Below are 21,502 nucleotides of genomic sequence, written 5' to 3' on the forward strand. Positions count from 1 at the left end.
CTGCGCCGGCGGACAAGGTCAGCGGGAAGCTCTGGATGGGTATCGAGTCCGCGCAGGTCATCGCGGGGGCGTCCCGGCCGGAGCTGGTGGGGATGCGTGACTGGGCTGAGGAGGGTCTTCGTTTCCGGGCCGAGCTTTCGACGTTCGTCGAGGACGCGCCGGTCTCCGTGACGCCCGAGCTGCGGGGACCCGTGCAGTTGTCGGAGAGCTGGTGGAAGGGACTGGAGACGTCCCTCGAAGCCGTGGCGGCGACCGCGACGGACCGGGTGTCGGTCCGTCAGGACCTGGTGAACCGGCGCCTGGAGTGGATCAGCGGCGGCCGAGTCGATCGGGAAGTCGCCGTGTGGAAGGCCAGTCATGGTGATCTGCACTGGGCGAATCTGACGGCTCCGGCCTGCGTTCTTCTTGGCTGGGAGGGATGGGGGATGGCGCCGGCGGGGTGGGATGTTGCCGTTCTGCGGGTGTACCTCGCTCCTGCAGCCCACCGTGGCCGCGGAGATCACGGACCGCTTCTCCGGCTTCCTGACCGCTGCTGGAGGGCGTCAGGTCCAGTTGTTCGCGGTGGCCGAGCTGCTGATGGCGGGCAGCCGGGGCGATCACCCCGAACTGACGCCCCCGCTGCTGGACCTGGCCTCCGAGCTGCTGGCCGAGCCGGCCGAGGTCGTTGCTCATCGGGTGGGCCTGCCTGCTGCCTGATCATCTTCCGCAGGCTGGTGCGGGCCGCCGCAAGGTCGGCCTGCAGCTCCGCGACGCGTGAGCCGAGTTGCTCGGCCTCGGTCCTGGCCTGAGCTTCGGACCGTTCCAACTGCCGTACCTGTTCCGTGAGTTCGCTGATGAGGTCGGTCAGCTGCCGATTGCTGACCTGGTCGAGCTGCTGGCCGAGTTGCTGCCGGACGGCCTCACGGAGCCGGTCGCGTTCATCCCGCAGAGAGGTGATCTCTTCCCGGGCCAGGGCGAGGTCGGTCTTGAGACTCGCCGGACTGGCCTGCCGGCCCTGGCTAGTCGGTCTTGGGACTCGCCGGACTGGTCTGCCGGCCCTGGCTGCGGGCCTTCGCAGGTTCATCAGACTGCTGGTCGATCGCGGCCTGGACATGTTCGCTTACTCCTTCGGCGTAGACGAGCCAGGTGGACACGCCGGCCGCTCGCGCGACTGTGGCGAAGGTGATGCGCTCGCCGGCCGCCGCCAGGGTCTGGAGTGCCGCCAGGACGCTGTGCCGTTTGCGCTGGCTGTCGGCTCGCCGTGCCTCGGCCAGGACCTGAGCGGGTGTCCGGACCGCCGTCATGGAGCCGCCTTGCGGACGGCGGACAGCGGCAGCAGCGGTCGCGTACTCCCTGGAAGGCGTCTTCGACCGACTCAACGGTCTCCTGCGGCGCCTGGTCCGGGAGGCCGAAGGCCGTGACGGCGAGCCAACCGCCTGCGCGCTGGACGCTCAAAGCGTGAAGACCTCCGCGAACGTGCCCGCGACCAGCGAGGGCATCGATGCCGGCGAGAAAGTCGCAGGTCGCAAGCACCATATCGGGGTGGACACCCTCGGCCTGCTTCTGGCTGTCTGGGTCACCGCGGCGAGCGTTTCCGACAACGTCGGCGGCATGCACTTGATGTCCCACATCGCCGCCACTCACCCTCGCGTGACCAGAGCATGGGCAGACACCGGCTACCGCACCAAAGCCATTGAACACGGCGCCCGCCTCGGGATCGACGTGGAAGTCGTCCAACGCACCCCGGGCGCCATAGGCTTCAAGGTGATCCCGCGACGCTGGGTCGTCGAGCGCACCTTCGGCTTGCTCATGCACCACCGCCGGCTGGCCCGCGACTACGAGACCCACCCCCACCGCTCCGAAGCCATCATCCACGTCGCGGTGATCGACCTCATAAGCCGCAGACTCACCCGCGAATCCACCCTGAACTGGCGCGACACCTGAACCTCGAACCAAAAACCTCACCGGGACAAAACGCTCTTTCAACGGCGGCGTAGTTCAGCGCGTAGCTGTCGGACTGCGTGCGGCGCATGGGGGATGCGTAGGGGTGTTCGTCCTCGGCGAGGGGCCGTGCATCGTGAACGGGATCTTTCGCAACCTGATGCGCGCCTTTGCCCTCTTCCTCGAGGCCGGATCGATACCGATGTGGCCTTCCCGGCTCAACTGTCCTGCATCAAAGGAGAATCATTGTTGCGCAACGCAGTTCGGGCCGTGGGCGTGGCCGGTCTTGCCGTGATGCCCTTGCTGGGAGGAGCGACGGGGGTGTCGGCCGCCGAGGGCGCGAGCCCCGCTCCGGGCGGCAGCCCGTCTCCGGCGGTCCGCCTGGAGTACCACGTGGATCAGAACCTCGCCCTGGAGGCGGGTGACGACATCTCTTTCAGCCTCGGCGGAATGCCACCGGGATGGGACAAGGTCGAGGTCACCTCCCCGGCCCTGCAGGAGCCAATCACCCTGACTCCCCTGAAGAAGGGCTCGACGCAGTCGGTCCAGGTGGACGCGCCAGGAACAGACCACCGCGTCCGCTCGGGCCTGCGCGCGGGCACCTATCCGGTCACCGCGACGAGCCACGGCCGTACCATCGCCACCGCACAACTCAAGGTCCTGGCGGAGAACACTGCGCAGATCTACCGGTTCGTCATCGTGCCCAGGAACGCGTCCCCCGGCAGCGGCACACCCGCCTCCCTCCGCCCGGGCAGCGACGTCCGGGTGGTCCTCACCGACCTGCGGGCCGCACCGGGGGAGAACTCCCTGACCATCACGTCGCCCATCCTCAAGGGCCCGTTGACGATCAAGACGGACAGCCCGGACGACCCCGGCTGCAAATGCGACGACCCTGGCACGGTATACGCGGGCCACGGACAGCTGCGAGGCGACGTACCCAGCGGCCGCCACACCGTGACCGTGGTCAGCCACCATGGGCAGCAGACCACGAAGCAGCACGTCACGATCGCCGGTCAGCCCATCGCGGACGGCGGCGGCCCGTCCTGGGCAGTCACCGGTGGCAGCGCGGCCGCGGCCTTGGTCCTCGCCTCCGGCGGCGCGTTCGCGGTACGGCGCCGCCGCTCACGGAAGGCTGCGCCCTCCGCGTAGCGGCGAACGTGGCGGCCGCGGACCGTCAACCCCGAGCGGCTCGAGCGGGCACCGGTGGGCGCGTGCCGAACTGTGTTCCCCGCCTTCTCCGGTACTCCCTTCATCTTTCCTTCGCTGCCTCCGGCCGCTTCCGGTCCGGAGGCAGTTTGTCCATGACTCAGAAAGCATTCCTTGCTTACCTCACACAGACGAATATCGCGCCTCGTGATCCTCGCGGCCGGAACTACCCTGTTCCTGACCGAAGGGGGAAGCCTCGCCCAGGCGCAGGCCACAGTTCAGGACTCCACATCGGCGCCCCGCCTGTCCCCGGCGACGGTACCGTCCGCCGGACCGTCCCGTGAAAGGTCAGCCGCACCGTCCGGTGAACCCGCGCCCTCGGCATCTGCCAGCCCCTCGACCGGGACCGGCACCGGGAAGCCCTCGAACCAAGATCATTAAGCAACCACGTCAGCAACGCACAAGTTCGGGCAGCAGTACGCCCATACGCTGCGTCGCAGGCAGCGTCGGCCTGGGGACAAGTGACATCTGGACGAGGTCTTCATCAAGATCAACGGCGAGCAGGAATATCTGTGGCGGGCCGTGGATCAGGACGGCATGGTGCTCGACATCCTGGTGCAGAACCACCGGGTCATGACCGCGGCCAAGCGCTTCTTCCGCCGCCTGATGAAGACGACCGCCACGGTGCCGCGGGTGGTCGTCACGGACAAGCTCCGCTCCTACGGAGCCAACCGTCGCCAGGTGATGCCCACTGTCGAACACCGCTCGCACAAGGGGCTGAGCAACCGGGCGGAGACTAGCCACCAGCCAGCCGGGCAGCGTGAACACGCGATGAAGGGCTTCCGTTCCGTCGGCGGGACGCAGCGGTTTCTGTCCGCGTTCAGCAGGATCTCGCCCGACTTCCGGCCCCGCCGCCCTCTCATGCCCGCCTCCGGCTACCGAGCCGAGATGACCGTCCGCTTCGCCGTCTGGAACCACATCACAGGCGCCGCCGACCAGCCCATGACGATCTGAGCACCGGCTCCGAACCGGACCCCGCCACGCCCCGACGCACCGTCAGACACCCACACGCCCAACAGCGTGACAGCGCCCTTGCGACACCTGTGATCCATAATCCGCCAAAAGCGCATGCCTTTGAGACGCATTGCGGCTCAACTTGCACGGCACGAAAGTAAACAGTTGAACTCTCGTGGGAGGGGCCGTCAATACTTGCGGTGCCAGCACACGTTCGATGGCTCCTGGGTTTCCCGTGCCTTGGGACGCCTCTGCAAGGTAGGTGGAACACGCACATGGTTCGTTCCCTCGTCGATACACTCTCTGCGCACGCCTCGCGGCACCCCGATCGGACCGCCTACCGCTATCTGGTCACCGGTGACAGCGACGGGGAGGTCCAGGACATCTCGTACGCGCGTCTGGCGGGCCGGGCACGGGCCATCGCCGCCTGGTTACAGGAACACGGCCTCGCCGGTTCCCGCGCGATACTCCTCTATCCCCCGGGCATCGAGTTCATCTCGGCGTATCTGGGCTGTCTCTCGGCCGGGGTCGTCGCCGTGCCGGGCGTGCCACCGCAGGGACGTTCGCAGAACCACCGGGCCCTCACCCGTATGAAGCGCCTGATCGCCGACGCCGACGCCAAGGTGATCCTCAGCGGCCTTGGCGTGTCCGAGGCACTCGCGACCATGGCCCAGCACCTGCCCGAACTGGCGGAGATCACCCAGGTCGTCACCAACGACATCCCCGACGACCTGGCCGCCTCCTGGCACGAGCCCGATCTCGGCGCTGACTCGGTCGCCTTCCTCCAGTACACCTCGGGCTCCACCTCGGCCCCGCGCGGTGTGATGGTGACGCACGGCAACCTTGTGGACAACGAGCGTTTGCTCACGGAGCGGATGGGCCACACGCCGGAGGCGCTCGCGGAGTACGACAACGAACTGTTCGTCAGCTGGCTGCCCGTCTACCACGACATGGGCCTCATCCTCCCTGTCCTGAACACCCTGTACCTCGGTGCGACGACCACACTCTTCTCGCCCCTGCACTTCCTGCAGAAACCCGAGCGCTGGCTGACCGCGATCACGAAGTACCGCCCGCACACCAGCGGCGGCCCGAACTTCGCCTTCGAACTGTGCCTGAAGCACGCCACGCCCGACCTCCTCGACCGCCTGGACCTGAGCCGGTGGAAGGTCGCCTTCAACGGCGCCGAGCCGGTGCGGGCCGCGACCCTGCGCCGGTTCACCGAGACCTTCGGGGGGGCGGCGGGATTCCGGCGCGAGGCCATGTATCCCTGCTACGGGCTGGCCGAGGCCACCCTGATGGTCAGCGGCCATACCGTCGGCACGCCGCCGAACCTGATCGCGGCCGACGAGAACGGCCCGCACGCGGGCGCGGCGGACGCGGCGGCCGTCAGTTCCGGACGGCCGGGCCCCGGCACGAACGTGGTGATCGCCGATCCCGAACGGCACAGGGCACTCCCCGAGGGCGAGGTCGGCGAGATCTGGGTGGCCGGTGCCAGCGTCGCCAAGGGCTACTGGCGCAACGCCGTCGCGACCCGGGAGACGTTCCGGGCCACTCTGGAGGAGGGCTCCGGCGAGCACGGTGCCACCCGCTTCCTGCGGACCGGTGACCTCGGATTCCTGCGCGACGGTGAACTGTTCGTCACGGGGCGGCTGAAGGACCTGATGGTGATCGACGGCCGCAATCACTACCCCCAGGACCTGGAACTCTCGGCGGAGTTGTCCCACCCGGCCCTACGCCCCGGCTGCATCGCCGCGTTCCCCGTGGAGGTGGGCGAGCACGGGACCGAGGGCGAACAGCCCGTCATCGTCGCCGAGGTGGCCCCGGAGTCGGCGGACCAGTCCGGCACCATCACCAGCGAGATCCGTAACGCTATCGGCGAGGCTCACGGGCTGTCGGTGCGTGACGTCGTCCTGGTCCGCCCCGGCACCATCCCCAAGACGTCCAGCGGGAAGATCCAGCGCCGCGCCTCCCGCGAGGCGTACCTCGGTGGCTCCCTGGCCGTGATCGGCGAACTCGCGGCGAGATGACGTACCCCGGCCGCGCCGGCCGGGGCCGGTGACCTCTCGGCCCCACCCTCACCGTGCGGGCCGGATCGGGGCGGCCGTGTTCACCGCGACGCATTCCCCACGGCCGTGTCCCCAGCGCCTCCGTGTTCCCCACGCCTCCGTACACCGCTCGCGCGCCGCCCTGCCGTTCTCCGGCCGAGGGCGGCTGGGCCCAGCCACACGAGGAACCTCTTCCCAGATGCCTGCGCACGATTCCCGGAAGCACGCCTCCACCCCGTCCCCCACGACCGCGGAAGGTGTACGCGCCTGGCTCGCGACCGCCATCGCCGAGCAAGGGGCTCTGGACCCGGCCGATATCGGACCGGACCGGCCGATCGCCGAGTTCGGCCTGGGCTCACGTCAGTTGGTCTCCCTGGCCGCAGGCCTCTCCTCGCTGGTCGGCCGCCCGCTGGACCCGTCCCTCCTGTACAACCACCCCACCGTCGCGTCGATCGCCGAGGCCGTCCTCGACGACGGCCCGGCCAGGGCGGCGTCGCCCGCGACGTCGGCCGCCGCGCCGAAGGGCACACCCGCCGTCGCGGACGACATCGCGATCATCTCCATGGCCTGCCGGTTCCCCGGCGGAGCCGACACCCCCGAGGCGTTGTGGAGACTGCTCGTCGACGGCGCGGACGTCATCACGGAGGCACCGGCGGGCCGTTGGGACACCCCGGGACTCTACGACCCCGACCCCGACGCCACCGGCAAGGCGTACAGCCTGCGCGGCGGCTTCCTCTCGGGCATCGACCGCTTCGACGCCTCCTTCTTTGGGATCTCGCCCCGCGAGGCCGCCGCGATGGACCCCCAGCAGCGGCTGCTGCTGGAAACCTCCTGGGAGACGATCGAGCGCGCCGGGATCGTTCCCGAGACGCTGAACGGCAGCTCCACGGGCGTCTACGTCGGCCTGTACAACAGCCGATACCTCGCGGCGGCCGGCCTGGACCAGCTGGACGGGCATGTGGGTACGGGCTCGGCGTCCAGCGTGGCCTCCGGCCGTATCGCGTACACCCTGGGCCTCCAGGGGCCGGCCGTGACCGTGGACACCGCCTGCTCCTCCTCTCTGGTCGCCCTGCATCTGGCCGCGCGTGCGCTGGCCGCCGGTGAGTGCGACCTCGCACTGGCGGGCGGTGCGACGCTCCTGGTCTCCGCGCGCGGCCACGTCGAGTTCAGCAGGCTGCGCGGCTTGTCGCCGTCCGGGAGGTGCAGCCCGTTCGGGGCCGGGGCCGACGGTGTCGTGTGGGCCGAGGGCTGCGGTCTCGTGCTGCTCAAGCGACTGAGTGACGCGCGCCGGGACGGTGACCGCGTGCTCGCAGTCGTCAAGGGGTCCGCGGTCAACCAGGACGGCCGCAGCCAAGGGCTCAGCGCACCCAACGGCCTCGCGCAGGAGCGGGTGGTGCGCGCGGCCCTGGACGCCGCCGGGCTCACGCCGCACGACGTGGACTACATCGAGGCCCACGGCACCGGAACGAAGCTCGGGGACCCCATCGAGGGCCGGGCGCTGGCTGCGGTGTTCGGGCCGGGACGTCCCGTGGAACAGCCGCTGGGCGTGGGCTCGTTGAAGTCCAACATCGGCCACATGGGGGCAGCGGCGGGCGTCGGCGGCGTCATCAAGACGGTGCTGGCCCTCGGCGAGGAGCTGCTTCCGGCGTCCCTGCACGCCGGGACGCCGACGGAGTACGTCGACTGGGCGGACAGCGGACTGCGCGTGCGGAGTCAGGCACAGTCCTGGCCACGCGACGGCCACCGGGTACGACGGGCAGGCATCAGCGCCTTCGGCATCAGCGGCACCAACGCCCACGTCGTCCTGGAAGAGGCACCCGCGGACCTGACGGGTGCCCGTCGGCCGACACGGGCCGGACGGCCGACGGCCGACGCCCCGACGACGGAGACCGGGCAGCCGACAGCCGTCGAAAATACCGCCACCGGCCCCACGACCGACGAGCCCACGGCCACCGAACCCACCGCCGACGAAGCCACCACCGTCGACCCCACGTCCACCCGGCAGCCGCCCGGCGCCCTCTCTGCCGACGACCAGCCGGGTACCGCGTCCGCCGCGCCGCTGCTCTTCCCCCTCTCCGCCCGTACCCTCCCCGCCCTGCGCGGGCAGGCCGCCCGCTTACTCGACGCCCTCGCGGCCGAACCCCGGACGCCTCTCCCCGGGGTCGCCAGGACGCTGGCCCGTCACCGTACGCACTTCGAGCACCGTGCCGTCGTCCAAGCGGCCCACTCCGACGAACTCCTCGCCGCTCTGGCCGACCTGGCCGAGGGACGGGACGGAACGGACACGGTCGTCGGCCCCGGGCAGACCCTTCCCCCGGGAAAGGTGGCCTTCGTCTTTCCCGGCCAGGGTTCCCAGTGGGCCGGTATGGCCCGGGATCTGCTCGACCGTGACCCGGTGTTCGCGGACGAACTCGACCGCTGCGACGCCGCCCTGCGCCCCTTCACCGGCTGGTCGGTGGCCACGGTCCTGCGCGGCGGCACCGGAGCCCCGTCCCTGGACCGGGTCGACGTGGTCCAGCCGGTGCTCTTCGCCGTCATGGTCTCGTTGGCCGCAGTGTGGCGGTCCCGCGGCGTACGCCCCGACGCCGTGATCGGGCACAGCCAGGGCGAGGTGGCCGCCGCCTGTGTCGCCGGGGCGCTCAGCCTCAACGACGCGGCGGCCGTGGTCGCCCTGCGCAGCCAGGCCCTGACCGGCCTCGCCGGCACCGGCACCATGGCCGTCGTGGCCCTGCCGCACGAGGAGGTGGCCGCACACCTCGCCGACCTCGACGGCAGGGTCTCCGTCGCCGCGATCAACAGCGGCAGGTCGACGGTGGTCGCCGGCGAGGTGGAAGCGTTGGAAGCCCTCCTCGCCGACCTCGACCGGCAGCAGGTGTTCGTCCGCCGTATCGATGTCGACTACGCCTCCCACAGCGCCCGGGTCGAGCCGGTCCGGGAGACGATCCTCGCGGAACTCGACGGGGTGGTGGCCCTCCCCACCTCGGTCGACTGGTACTCCACCGTCTCCGGAGAGCCGGTGGCCGAGGAGCTGGAGGCCGACTACTGGTACCGCAACCTGCGTGAACCGGTCCGCTTCGCCCCGACCGTGGAGCGCATGGCCGCCGACGGCTACCGCTACTTCGTCGAACTGAGCCCGCACCCAGCCCTCCTCACCGCCCTGCGGACCGTCGCCGAGGACACGGACCGGGACATCGTCGCGGCCGGTTCCCTGCGCCGGCACGAGGACGGGCCCGCCTGCCTAGACCGGGCCGCCGCCGAACTCCACGTCCACGGACGACCGGTGGACTGGCATCGGCTGGTCGCCCCGGGGCCCGTCACCGACCTTCCGACCTACGCCTTCCAGAGCAGCCGGTACTGGCTGGACCATGCGGCCGACGGCGGCTCGGACGTCACCGCCGCCGGTCTGGAGAGCACCGGGCACGCCCTGCTGACCGCCGCCGTCGCGGTGGCCGGCGCCGACCAGTGGCTGCTCAGTGGAGTGCTGTCGCCCGGTGCCCACCCCTGGCTCGTCGACCACGCCGTCAACGGCAACGTCCTGCTTCCCGGAACGGCCTTCGCCGAGATGGCGGTCCGCGCCGGGGACCAGGTCGGCTGTCCGGTCGTCGAGGAACTGACCCTGCACACCCCGCTGGTACTCGCTCCCGGCGACGCCGTACGCGTCCAGGTGTGGGTGGACGCCCCCGACGCGGACGGCCGCCGCCCGCTCACCGTGTCCTCCTGCCCCGACGCCTCGGCCGGGAGCCGGACCTGGACCCGGCACGCCTCCGGCACCCTGGCCGCCGGACCGGCGGTCCCCGCCGACGGTCTCGGCCAGTGGCCGCCGCCCGGCGCCCTGCCGCTCCCCGTCGACGACCTGTACGACCGGCTTCGCGAGGACGGCTACGGATACGGCCCGGCCTTCCGGGGCCTCGGTGCCGTATGGCGCTCGGACGGCGACCTCTACGCCGAGGTGGCGCTTCCCGAACATGTGGACGGCGTGGACCGCTTCGGCCTGCACCCCGCCCTGTGGGACGCGGCACTGCACGCGCTGCGGGCGGGGGATCACGACGAGTCCCGGGCCCTGCTGCCGTTCAGCTGGTCCGGCGTTCGGCTGCACGCGACGGGCGCGTCCCGGCTGCGGCTGCGGCTGCGGCGCACGGGGGACCGCGAGCTCGCCCTGCTCGCCGTCGACGCCACGGGCGCGCCCGTGGTCACGGTGGACTCCCTCGCCCTGCGCGAGTTGTCCGGTGCCCTCCCGGTCCCTCGGCTCGACTCGCTGTACGAGGTGGAGTGGACCGAGGTGGAACGGATTGCCGCGGTGCCGGCCGCCCGGGCAGCCACCGTCCCAGACCTCACAGCCCCGCACGATGCCATCTCGGAACCCACTGCTCCGGAACCCACTGCTCCGGACAGCACCGCTCCGGAAACGGCCGTCCCGGAAACGGCCGTTCTCATCCGCCCCACCGTCACCGAGGCGCTGGCCGGAGTGCATGCCAGCCTCTCCGCCGACACCCGGCTGCTGCTGGTCACCCGCCACGCGGTCACCACCGGTCCCGACGACGACGCCCCCGACCCGGCGCAGGCAGCCGTATGGGGGCTGGTGCGCTCGGCGCAGTCGGAGCACCCGGGCCGGTTCGTGCTCGTGGACCTCGACGACGGGTCGGACGAGTGGCGGCCCGCGCTCGCGACCGCCCTGGCCACGGGCGAGCACCAACTCGCCGTTCGCGGCGGGAAGCCGTTCGCGCCGCGGCTGGCCCCCCTGACGGGTCGCGGGACACTGGTCGTCCCGGACGACGGGGCGTCGGCCTGGCGGCTGGAGGCCACCGGTGACAAGACGCCGGACGGCCTCACACTCGTCCCCCACGACGACATCGGCCGCCCCCTGGGGACGGGCGAGGTCCGGATCGCCGTACGTGCCGCCGGTCTGGACTTCCGCGACGTGGCCGTCGCTCTCGGCACGGCCGACAGCCGACCGGGCCTCGGCGGGGAGATCGCGGGCGTGGTGACGGAGGCCGGCCCGGAGGTGCGCGGCCTCGCGCCCGGCGACCGGGTCATGGGGCTGGTGCCCGGGGGCGCGTTGGGTCCGGTGACCGTGGCGGACCACCGGACGATGGCGCGCATCCCGGATGGCTGGTCGTACGCGCAGGCGGCGGCGGTGCCGGTGGCGTATCTGAGCGCGTACCACGGTCTGGTGGAGCTGGCCGGTCTGCGGGCCGGGGAGTCGGTGCTGATCCATGACGCGGCCGACGGGGTGGGCATGGCGGCGGTGCAGCTCGCCCGGCATCTCGGGGCCGAGGTGTTCGCTACGGCGAGTCCCGGGAAGTGGGACGCACTGCGGGCCCAGGGCCTCGACGAGACACACATCGCGGCCTCCCGCGACCTGGAGTTCGAACAGCGCGTGCGGGCGGCGACGGACGGACGGGGCGTGGACGTCGTGCTCGGCTCGCTCGAGGGCGAGTTCGCGGACGCGTCGCTGCGGACGCTGGCCGACGGCGGCCGGTTCGTCGAGCTGGGCAGGACCGGCATCGGGGACGCGGACGAGACGGCCGCCCGGTACCCCGGCACATCCTACTGTTCCTGCGATCTGTGGGAGGCGGGGCACGAACGGATCGGGCAGCTGCTCGCCGAGGTGCTGCGGCTGTTCGGCGAGGGCGTGCTGACGCCGCCGCCGCTCACGGTGTGGGACGTGCGAAGGGCCCCGGAGGCGTTCCGCCGGCTGAGCCAGGGACGGCACACCGGCAAGATCGTCCTGACGGTCCCCGTGCCACTCGACCCGGACGGCACCGTACTGATCACCGGCGCCACCGGCACCCTGGGCCGGCTGGTGGCCCGGCATCTGGTGACGCGGCACGGCGCCCGCCGACTGCTCCTCGTCGGCCGGCGCGGCGCGGATGCCGACGGTATGCGCGAACTCACCGAGGAACTCGGCGGACTCGGCGCCACGGCGTCCGTGGCCGCGTGCGACGTCGCCGACCGGGACGCGGTCGCCGCACTCCTCGCGGGCATACCCGGGGAGCATCCGCTGACGGCGGTGATCCACGCGGCCGGTGTCCTCGACGACGGTGTGGTCGAGCAGCTCACACCGGAACGACTGACGACGGTGGCCCGCCCCAAGTCCGACGCCGCGGTGGTGCTGCACGAGCTGACAGCCGGTCTCGACCTGGCGTGGTTCGTCCTGTTCTCCTCGCTGGCCGGGGTGATCGGCAACGCGGGCCAGGCCAACTACGCGTCCGCGAACGCCGGGCTGGACGCTCTCGCCGGGCGACGGCGGTCGGTCGGGCTGCCCGCGGTGTCGCTCGCCTGGGGCCTGTGGGCCCCGCGCGGTGGGATGACCGCTCACCTCGGCGAGGCGGAACTGCGCCGACTGGCCCGGGCGGGCGCCGACGCGCTCACCGCCGAGGAGGGAATGGCTCTCCTCGACTCCGCGCTGAACACCGGCCTTTCCGTCGTGATCCCCGCGAAGCTCGACACCGACCGCCTCACCGGGCCCGTTCCGCCCTTGCTCCGCGGCCTGATCCGGGCGCCCGCCCCCTTGCGCCGGGTCGCCGTCGCCGGTCAGGAGGCCGGCACAAACCTCGCGGACCGGCTGGCCCGCCTTCCCGCGCCCGAACGGGCCGATCAGGTCACCGCGTTGGTCCGAGAGCAGGTCTGCGATGTCCTGAACCTGGACGCGGCGGGCTCCGTGAACCTCGGCCGGCCCCTGCGTGACCTCGGCCTCGACTCGCTCCTCGCCGTCGAACTCCGCAACCGCCTCAGTGCCCGCCTCGGCCGCAAGCTCCCGGCGACGCTGCTGTTCGACCACCCGACGCCGGCCCGGCTCGCCCAGTACCTGCTGCGGAGCCTGCCCGGGTCCGGGGCCGAGGCCGACCACGCCACGCCGACCGTGTCCGACGCCGTACGGCCACGTGTGCCGGCCCCCGCGACCGACGAACCGGTGGCCGTGGTCTCCATGGCCTGTCGCGTGCCCGGCGGAGTCCGTGACCCCGAGGGGCTGTGGCGCCTCGTCGTGGAGGGACGGGACGCGGTGGGCCCGTTCCCGGCGGAGCGCTGGGACGTGGACGCGCTGTACGACCCGGACCCGGAGGTGATGGGCAAGTCCTACGTCCGGGAGGGCGGTTTCCTCGACGGGATCGACTCCTTCGACGCGGCCTTCTTCGGGATCACCCCGGTCGAGGCGGCGGCGATGGACCCGCAGCAGCGGCTGCTCCTGGAGACGGCGTGGGAAGCCCTGGAGCGCGCCGGGATCGTGCCCGCGGACCTCACTGGCAGCACCACGGGGGTCTATCTCGGGCTGTTCGGCAGCGAGTACTCGGCCGGTTCCCGGCTCGACCAGTTCAACGGCTACGTCGGCACGGGTTCCGCGCTGAGCGTGGCCTCGGGCCGGCTCGCCTACTCCCTGGGCCTGCACGGGCCGGCGCTGACCGTGGACACGGCGTGCTCGTCGTCGTTGGTGGCGCTGCATCTGGCGGCGCAGGCGCTGCGTTCGGGCGAGTGCGACCTGGCGCTGACCGGTGGCGTGACGCTGATGGTCACGCCGCAGATCTTCGTCGAGTTCAGCCGGCTGCGCGGGCTGTCCCCGACGGGTCGCTGCCGGTCCTTCTCCGACGACGCCGACGGCGCCGTGTGGGGCGAGGGCGCCGGCATGGTCGTACTGAAGCGGCTGAGCGACGCGCGGCGGGACGGCGACGAGGTGCTCGCCGTGCTGCGCGGCACGGCGGTCAACCAGGACGGTCACAGTCAGGGGCTCAGCGCTCCCAACGGTCCGGCGCAGGAGCAGGTGATCCGACGCGCGCTGGAACAGTCCGGGCTGGCCCCCGGGGACATCGACTTCGTCGAGGCGCACGGCACGGGTACGACGCTGGGGGACCCGATCGAGGCGAACGCCCTGGCAGCGGTGTTCGGCGGCTCCCGTCCCGAGGACCGGCCGCTCCATCTGGGCTCGCTGAAGTCCAACATCGGGCATCTGCAGGCGGCTTCGGGCATCGTCGGACTGATCAAGGTCGTGCAGTCGCTGCGGCACCACACCCTGCCGAGGACCCTCCACGCGGACATACCGACCCGCCATGTGGACTGGGAGAGCAGCGGGTTGCGGCTGCTTCGGGAGGAGGTCGCCTGGCCGGCGGACGGTGAACGGGTACGGCGGGCCGGGATCAGCTCGTTCGGGATCAGCGGCACCAACGCGCACGTGATCGTGGAGGAGGCCCCACAGGCCACCCCGCAGGCCGCCTCGCGGACCACCGCGCCCATCGCCTCGCAGACCAGGACGCAGGCCGCCGTGTCCGTCGGGTCCGCCCTGCCCGCCGCGGGACGACCGGGGCTGTTCGTGCTCTCCGCCCGCGACGACACCGCCCTGCGCGCCCAGGCGGCAGGGCTGGCCGAGCGGACGGCCCGGGCAGAGGGAGCGGCAGGGGCCGAACTGCCGCCGCAGGATGTGGCGTTCACACTGGCCCGGCATCGCAGTCACTTCGAGCGGCGCGCGGCCGTGGTCGCGGACGACCGGGACGGGCTGCTGACGGAACTGGACGCCCTGGCGGCCGGGCACGTCCGGCCGTCGGGCTCCCCCACCGGGGCCGACGGCAAGGTCGCGTTCGTGTTCTCCGGGCACGGCGGTCAGTGGCCGGGCATGTGCACGGACCTGATGGCCGGGTCCGAGGTGTTCCGGGAGGAGCTGTCCCGCATCGACGAGGCGATCCGGCGTCATGCCGGATGGTCGGTCGTCGACGTACTGCGCTCGGCGGACGCCGAAGCCGCCTTCGGCCGTACGGAGGTGCTGCAGCCGGTGCTGTTCGCGGTGAACGCCGCGCTGGCCGCTGCCTGGCGCGCCCTCGGAGTGTCGCCGGACGCGGTGGTCGGACACAGCCTGGGCGAGATCGCCGCCGCGTACACGGCGGGCGCGCTGTCGCTGGACGACGCGGCCGCTGTGGTGATCCGGCGGGCCGCCGCGGTCGCGCCGCTGGTGGGCCGGGGCGGCATGCTGGCCGTGGGACTCTCCCCGGCCGAGGTGGAGGCGCTGCTCGCCCCGTACGAGGGCGAACTCTTCATCGGGGCCGTCAACCACGCGCACTCCACGGCGGTCTCCGGTGACGTGGACGCCCTGGCGCGGCTGCGCCGGGACTGCGAGGAGCGCGGGGCAAAGGTCCACGGGCTGAGCACGCCGTTCGCCTCGCACAGCCCCCGGATGGAAGCCGTGCGCGCGGAACTGCTGGACGCGCTCGCGAACGTCACCGGGGGGCAGCCGCGGGTCCCGCTCTACTCGTCGGTGCTGGCCGAGCCGGTGCCCGGTGAACTGCTGGACGCGGACTACTGGTACGCCAACCTGCGCGAGCCGGTACGGTTCGCCGACACCATCGGGCGCATGCTGGACGACGGCTACCGGTACTTCGTCGAGCTGAGCCCGCATCCGTCGCTGGCCGCGTCGATCGAGGAGATCGCCGCCTCGGCGGGCGTGGCCGCGGTGACGGTCGGCTCGCTGCGCCGCGACGGCGGTGACATGGCGGATCTGCTGCGCCGGGCGGGCGAGCTGTACGTGGCCGGTCACACTCCTGACTGGTCCGTCGCGTTCCCCTCGGGAAACCGTGTCGACCTGCCCACCTACCCCTTCACCCGCGAGCGGCACTGGCTGACACCCGGCTCCGCCGAGACCGCCGGGATCTCCGGTACGCCCCTGATCGGCACACACGTCGAGCCCAGCGACGAACCCGGCCGGCACGTCTTCCAGACGACCCTCGACCTGCGCGACGCCCGCTTCGCCTATCTGGCCGACCACCGCGTCTCCGGCGAGGTCTGGCTGCCCGCCGCCGCGTTCCTGGAGATGGCGCTCGAAGCGGCGTCCGTGGTCCAGGACGGCGGGAACGGCCTGCGCGGCCAGGGCAACGGGGACAGCCGGCAACTGCGGCTGACCGATGTCGGGTTCGTGGGACCGCTCCGTCTCGAGGCCGAGACGCCGGTCCAGGTGCAGTTGGTCCTGCGGCCGGAGGCGGACGGCTCCCGTGCCTTCACCATCGCCTCCCGGCCGACCCCGCCCGCCACCGCGGGCGGCCGCCGGCCCGGCCCGTGGACACCGCACGTCACCGGTCTCGTCGGCCCCACCGCCGACAGCCCCGCCGCCGACGCTGCCGAGCCCCTCGCCGATCTGACCCCGGCCGCGCTGCGGGAGGAGTGCGCCGATCCGGTCGACGCGTCCGCCGTCTACACCGGGTTCACCGCTGCCGGCCTCGACTACGGCCCCGCCTTCCGCCTCGTCCGGGAAGGCCGGGCGGGACGACGTCAGGCGCTGGGCCGTCTCGCCGAACAGGCGCGCGGCGGGCACCTCCTGCACCCGGCGCTGCTCGACGCGGCCCTCCAGGTGGTGGCCCTGCCCGGCGACACACCGTCCGGCAGGACGTTCGTGCCGGCCGGGCTCGGGCGGCTCCGCTTCACCGGCCTGGGCACCGCACCGGCCTGGACGGCCTGCCGGCTGCGCACCGTGGACGGCGACCGCCTCACCCTGGACCTCGCCGTCCTGGACGAGGAGGAGCGCCCCCTCCTGGAGATCGGGGAATTCACGCTGGCCGCGTCGTCCCCACTCGACCAGGCCCTCTTCGAGACCCGCTGGCAGCCCCGGCCCGCCGCCCAGGAGCCGCCGACGCGCGGCCCGTGGCTGATCCTCGCCGACGACACGGGCGTGGCCGACGACCTCGCGGCGCGCCTGGGCGACGCGCCGCACGTCGTGGCTCGCAGGTCCACGACGTTCACGGCCGAGGCTCCCGGCCGGTATCTCCTCGACCCGCTGAACCCGGAGCACCTGTCCCGCCTGCTGGACGAGGCGTTCGGGGACGGCGGAGCGCCCGAGCGGGTGGTGCTGCTGTCCGCGCTCGACGCCCCGGCCGTCGGCACGGCCGACCCGACCGACACGGTGGCGGAGGCGGCCCGGCTGGGTGTCCTTGTCCCGCTGCACCTGGTGCGGGCGCTCGCCGAAGGTTCCCGGGGCCGTTCGCCCCGCCTGTTCATGGTCGTACGGGGCAGTCAGGCCGCCGGGGGCAGCACCGAGGTGACCCGCCCGGAGCAGGCGCTCGCCTGGGGCTTCGGTCTCGCGGTGGCGCAGGAGTACCCGGAGCTGTCGGTCACGCTGGTCGACCTGCCGTCCGACGGCGGTGCCGAGGCCCTGTGGACCCAGCTGCGCCACGCCGACGACGAACCTCTCGTCGCCCTGCGCGACACCGGGCGCCTGGTGCCCCGGCTGGCCCGCACCCGCCCGGACGACGCGCACGCGTACGAGACCGGCGGCACGAGCGGCGCCCGGGTCCGCCCGGACGGCACGTATCTGGTCACCGGTGGCCTGGGCGGACTCGGCCAGGTCATCGCCGAGCGGCTGGTGCGGCTCGGCGCCCGGCGGCTGGCCCTGATGAGCCGGGGCACCCCCTCGGCCGAGGCGGCGGGCTGGATCGCGGCACTCGAGGAACGCGGTGTACGCGTGCATGTGGCCCACGCGGACGTGGCCGACCGCGCCGGACTGAACGCCGCGCTGGACACCGTACGCACCGCGCTCGGGCCGATCACAGGTGTCGTGCACGCGGCCGGTGTGCTGGACGACGCCACCGTGCCCAACCTGACCGACGAGCGTGTCCTGCGTGTCCTCGCTCCCAAGACGCTGGGCACCGTCCTGCTCACCGAGCTGGTCCCCGAGGCCGAGAGCCTGGTGTTCTTCTCCTCCGTGGCCGGCCTGTTCGGCTCGGCGGGCCAAAGCCCCTACTCGGCGGCGAACGCCTTCCTCGACGCCTGGGCGCACCATCTCTCCCACCTCGGACGCGCCGCGCTCAGCCTCGACTGGGGTGCGTGGACCGGCGTCGGCATGGTCGCCGGGTCCGATGTCCGGGCCGCCTCGACCAGCCGGTCCGGACTGGTCGGCCTGTCCCCTCGAGACGGCGGCGAACTGTTCGAGCGCGTGCTGTCCTCCGGCCGCCGCCAGCTCGCCCCCGTCGCCCTGGACCGGGAGACCTTCGCGCACGACCCGGACCTGGCACGGGCCCTCCCGATCCTCGGTGATGTCGTCGGCGTCTCCGCGGATGACGTCCCGGACGGCTCGGACGACCTGGCCAGGAGGGTGCTCACGGCAACCGGGGACCAGGACCGCGCCGAACGTCTCGAAGCCTATGTACGGGCCAGGGTCGGCGAAGTCTCGGGCGGGGCCACCGAGCTGTCCCCGACCACCGCCCTGAAGGAACTGGGCCTGGACTCCCTGATGCTGGTCAGGCTGCGCAACGCCTTCACCCGGGACCTGGACGTCCGGCTGCCCGCCGCCACCGTGTTCTCGGCCGCCGACATCCGCAGCCTCGCCCGCGCCCTTGGCGAGGCTCTGCCGGAGCGCGCCACCAGGGCCGCGGCGGACGGGGAGCCCACGGCCGGCACCGCCGCCGGCCCGGCCCGGCCCGAGGTGGCCGAGACCGAGCTGCGGTCCGCGACCCGGGACGTCGTACGCCTGCTGCGCACCGCCCAGCAGGGCGTCCCGAGCGCCGCGCACGCCATCGGCCTCGCCGTACGGCTGACGACGCAGACCACCGGCGACACGCTGGCGGAGATCCTGCGCCGGCTGGCGGCACGGCACGCGGCCCTGCGTACGGCTATCGTCGACGGCACGGGACGTGAGCGGCAGTTGCGGGTGGACCGGGAGACGGCAGTGCCGCTGCTGAAGCACAACACGACCGTGGACGGCGCGGTGGACGCCGGTGAACGGCTGCGGGCGCTTCTGGAGCCGCCGTTCGACCTCACCGCCTCCTCCCTGTGGCGTTTCGAGCTGCTCGACGGCGGTGCCGAGGGCGGCCAGATCCTGGTCTTCGGCGCCCACCACGCGGTGAGCGACCTGCAGTCGCTGCTGCTCGTCGCGACCGAGATCGACGCCGAACTGTCCGGCACCCCGCTGGACGACACCGTCACCAACCGGGACATCGACCTGCTCATCGAGGCGCAGCAGACCGGGGACGGTCTCCCCGACCCGGGGGCGGCCGAGTGGCGCGCCGCGTTCGACGGCAGCGCCCGGCTCGACCTGGAGCTGTCCCGGCCTCGTCCCGAGACGCGGTCCTTCCGGGCCGGCGGCGTGACCCTCGCGATCCCCGACGAGCTGATGGAACGGGTATCGAAGCGGGCGAGCCGGTTGGCGATCACTCCCGCCGCCTTCTGTCTGGGCATCCTGACCGTGCTCCTCGCACGCGAGCGGCAGCGGGACCGCTTCGTCCTGGCCGTCCCCGTGGACACCCGCATCCACGCCGACGCGTTCGACGCGATCGGTTTCTTCGGAGTGCCGGTGCCCTTCCCGGCCGAGGCCCGCGGCGAGGAATCCGTCGCGGAGGTGTTGCGCCGCACCGACAGCCGCCTCAACCGGGTGCTCACGCGGGGCGCCATGTTCTCGGACGTGCTGCCCACGCTCGCCGCACAGGGACTTCACCGGCCGAACGCACCGCTCGTCGAGGTGTACTTCAACTTCGTACGGGCCTCGGGCGGCGGCCGGTTCGACCGGCTGGCCATGCTGCCGGTCGGGACGGGCTACTCCGACCTCGACCTGATGATCACGATGATCCCGGACGCGGGCTGGATCAGGCTCGACCACAACCTCGACATCCTTGACAAGGCGGCCACCACCGCACTGGGAGAGGAGTTCCTGCGGCTGCTCACCGAGGCGGCCGAGGACCCCACCCTCCCGGTACGCCCGGCCCCGACCCCACGGCCGACCCTCGCGCTCGCCGCCACCTTCGCGCTCGGCAACCTCCCGGCGATGTGCGAGGCGGCCCTCGGCGCCGGGACCCCGGACGGCGACCCGCTCACGGTGGCGGAGGCCCCGTACCACCAGGTGCTGGCGAGCCTGCACGATCCGGCCGGGGTCTTCGCCGACCCGTCGGCGGCGGTGGGCGTGGCCCTGCTGCGGGCAGCGGACCTGGAACGCTTCGGCCCGGTCGACGACACGATCCTGGCCGAACTGCGCACCCAGTACCCGAAGGCCTTGCGCGCCCTGGCCGAGCGGACCCGTAAGCCCCTGGTCGTCGGCTTCCTGCCGACAGCCGCCCCGGACGAACGGCTGGCCCGCTGGGAACAGGAGATCGCAGACGAGCTGTCCGAGACGCCCGGCATCGCGGTGCTGCGGCCCGACGACTGGACCCGGCACCACGCCGTGGACAAGGTCTTCGACCCCGGCACCGAGCGGCTCGCCCATCTCCCCTTCACCCCGCCCTTCCAGGCGGCGGTGGCCCTGACCCTGGCGGACGTCGTCCGGGCCGTGCGGCGCCCCGCGCCGAAGGTGATCGCGGTGGACGGCGACGAGACCCTGTGGAGCGGCGTGGCCGGGGAGGCCGGCCCGGAGGCGGTGGACCTGACCGGTCCCCGTGCCCTGCTCGCCCGCAGGCTCCTCCAGTGGCGGGCCGCGGGCACCCTGCTGGTCCTGGTCAGCAACAACGACGAGACCACCGTCCGGGCGGTCCTGAACCGCCCGGACAGCCTGCTCAAGGAGGAGCACTTCAGTGTGTTCTCCGCGACCTGGGGTCCCAAGTCGGATCGCCTGGCGAACGCGGCACGGGAGCTGAACCTCGGAACGGACAGCTTCCTGTTCCTGGACGACAACCCGGTCGAGATCGCGGGCGTGCGTGCGGCGCTCCCTCAGGTGCTGTCCGTGACCTGCCCGCCGGTCGGCGGACTGGAAGAGTTCCTGGGCCGGTTGTGGCCGATGGTGCCCCTCGCCGCGACGGCGGAGGACTCCCGGCGGGCGCAGTTCTACGAGCAGGAACGGGAGCGCGACGCCGTACGCGAGAGCGCCGGCTTCGAGGAGTTCCTCGCCCAGCTGGGCCTGGAGGTCGACATCCGGGAACTGACGGGGGACGACGTCCAGCGGGCCGAGCAACTGGTGCGCCGCACCAACCAGTTCACGATGCGGGCCCGTTCGGCGGACGGCCGTGACCTGGAGCGGTGGCGGCGGTCCGGTGAGGTGTGGACGGCGGCTGCCCGGGACCGGTTCGGCGACTACGGCCAGATCGGACTCATCGCCGTTCGCCGGGACGGCGACCAACTCGACGTCCTGGGCTGGGCGATGAGCTGCCGGGCCCTGGGCCGCGGCGTCGAGGAACGGCTGCTGGGCTGGCTGGCCGGCCGCGCCGAGGAACTGGACTGCACGAAGATCCGCCTGTCGGCGGAACGCACCCCGCGCAACGTACCGGCCCGCCGGCTGATCGCGGCACTCGGGGGCGGCGATCAGGACGACGAACGGCTGAGCCTGGTGACGACACCAGAACAGCTGCGCGCGTTTCGGTCCTGGCAGCGGTGACCCACGACGGGAACGGCCGTAACGACGGGAACCGCCGGAACGAGCGCACGACACGCACCACGCGCACGACGGAGGAGCAGCACACCGTGAACGACAAGCACACCGCGAAGGGCTC

5 protein-coding genes and 2 pseudogenes are annotated in these 21,502 nt (G+C 72.5%); 6 read left to right on the forward strand and 1 reads right to left on the reverse strand.

The genetic code is table 11. The annotated features are described in order from the left end of the window. Window positions 1-486: 486 nt before the first annotated feature. Window positions 487-696, forward strand: coding sequence for a hypothetical protein (locus tag Sri02f_RS41625; protein WP_167467459.1), 210 nt, complete (start codon window positions 487-489; stop codon window positions 694-696). A 302-nt stretch (window positions 697-998) separates the two neighbouring features. Here the strand turns inward: Sri02f_RS41625 and Sri02f_RS42005 are convergent, their stop codons facing one another. Then, window positions 999-1,283, reverse strand: coding sequence for a hypothetical protein (locus Sri02f_RS42005; protein WP_174855564.1), 285 nt, complete (start codon window positions 1,281-1,283; stop codon window positions 999-1,001). Window positions 1,284-1,338: 55 nt separating this feature from the next. Here Sri02f_RS42005 and Sri02f_RS01530 point away from each other — a divergent pair. The 5 genes and pseudogenes from Sri02f_RS01530 to Sri02f_RS42180 form a co-directional block, all read left to right on the forward strand. Next, window positions 1,339-1,923: pseudogene (locus Sri02f_RS01530) on the forward strand (transposase); the annotation flags it as partial. A gap of 246 nt (window positions 1,924-2,169) precedes the next feature. Further along, on the forward strand, window positions 2,170-3,069 hold the full coding sequence (locus tag Sri02f_RS01535) for a hypothetical protein (RefSeq protein WP_245970303.1): 900 nt from the start codon (window positions 2,170-2,172) through the stop codon (window positions 3,067-3,069). 459 nt (window positions 3,070-3,528) lie between these two features. After that, window positions 3,529-4,080, forward strand: a pseudogene (locus Sri02f_RS01540) (IS6 family transposase); the annotation flags it as partial. A 275-nt stretch (window positions 4,081-4,355) separates the two neighbouring features. Next, the gene (locus Sri02f_RS01545; protein WP_108999218.1) at window positions 4,356-6,107 is read left to right on the forward strand and encodes a fatty acyl-AMP ligase; all 1,752 of its coding nucleotides are present in this window, start codon (window positions 4,356-4,358) and stop codon (window positions 6,105-6,107) included. A 217-nt stretch (window positions 6,108-6,324) separates the two neighbouring features. Next, window positions 6,325-21,387: a type I polyketide synthase gene (locus Sri02f_RS42180; protein WP_167467461.1), complete on the forward strand. Its 15,063-nt coding sequence runs from the start codon at window positions 6,325-6,327 to the stop codon at window positions 21,385-21,387. Window positions 21,388-21,502: the final 115 nt, after the last annotated feature.

Origin of the sequence: Streptomyces rishiriensis (assembly GCF_003112535.1) — a bacterium.
Taxonomy (GTDB): Bacteria; Actinomycetota; Actinomycetes; order Streptomycetales; family Streptomycetaceae; genus Streptomyces; species Streptomyces rishiriensis.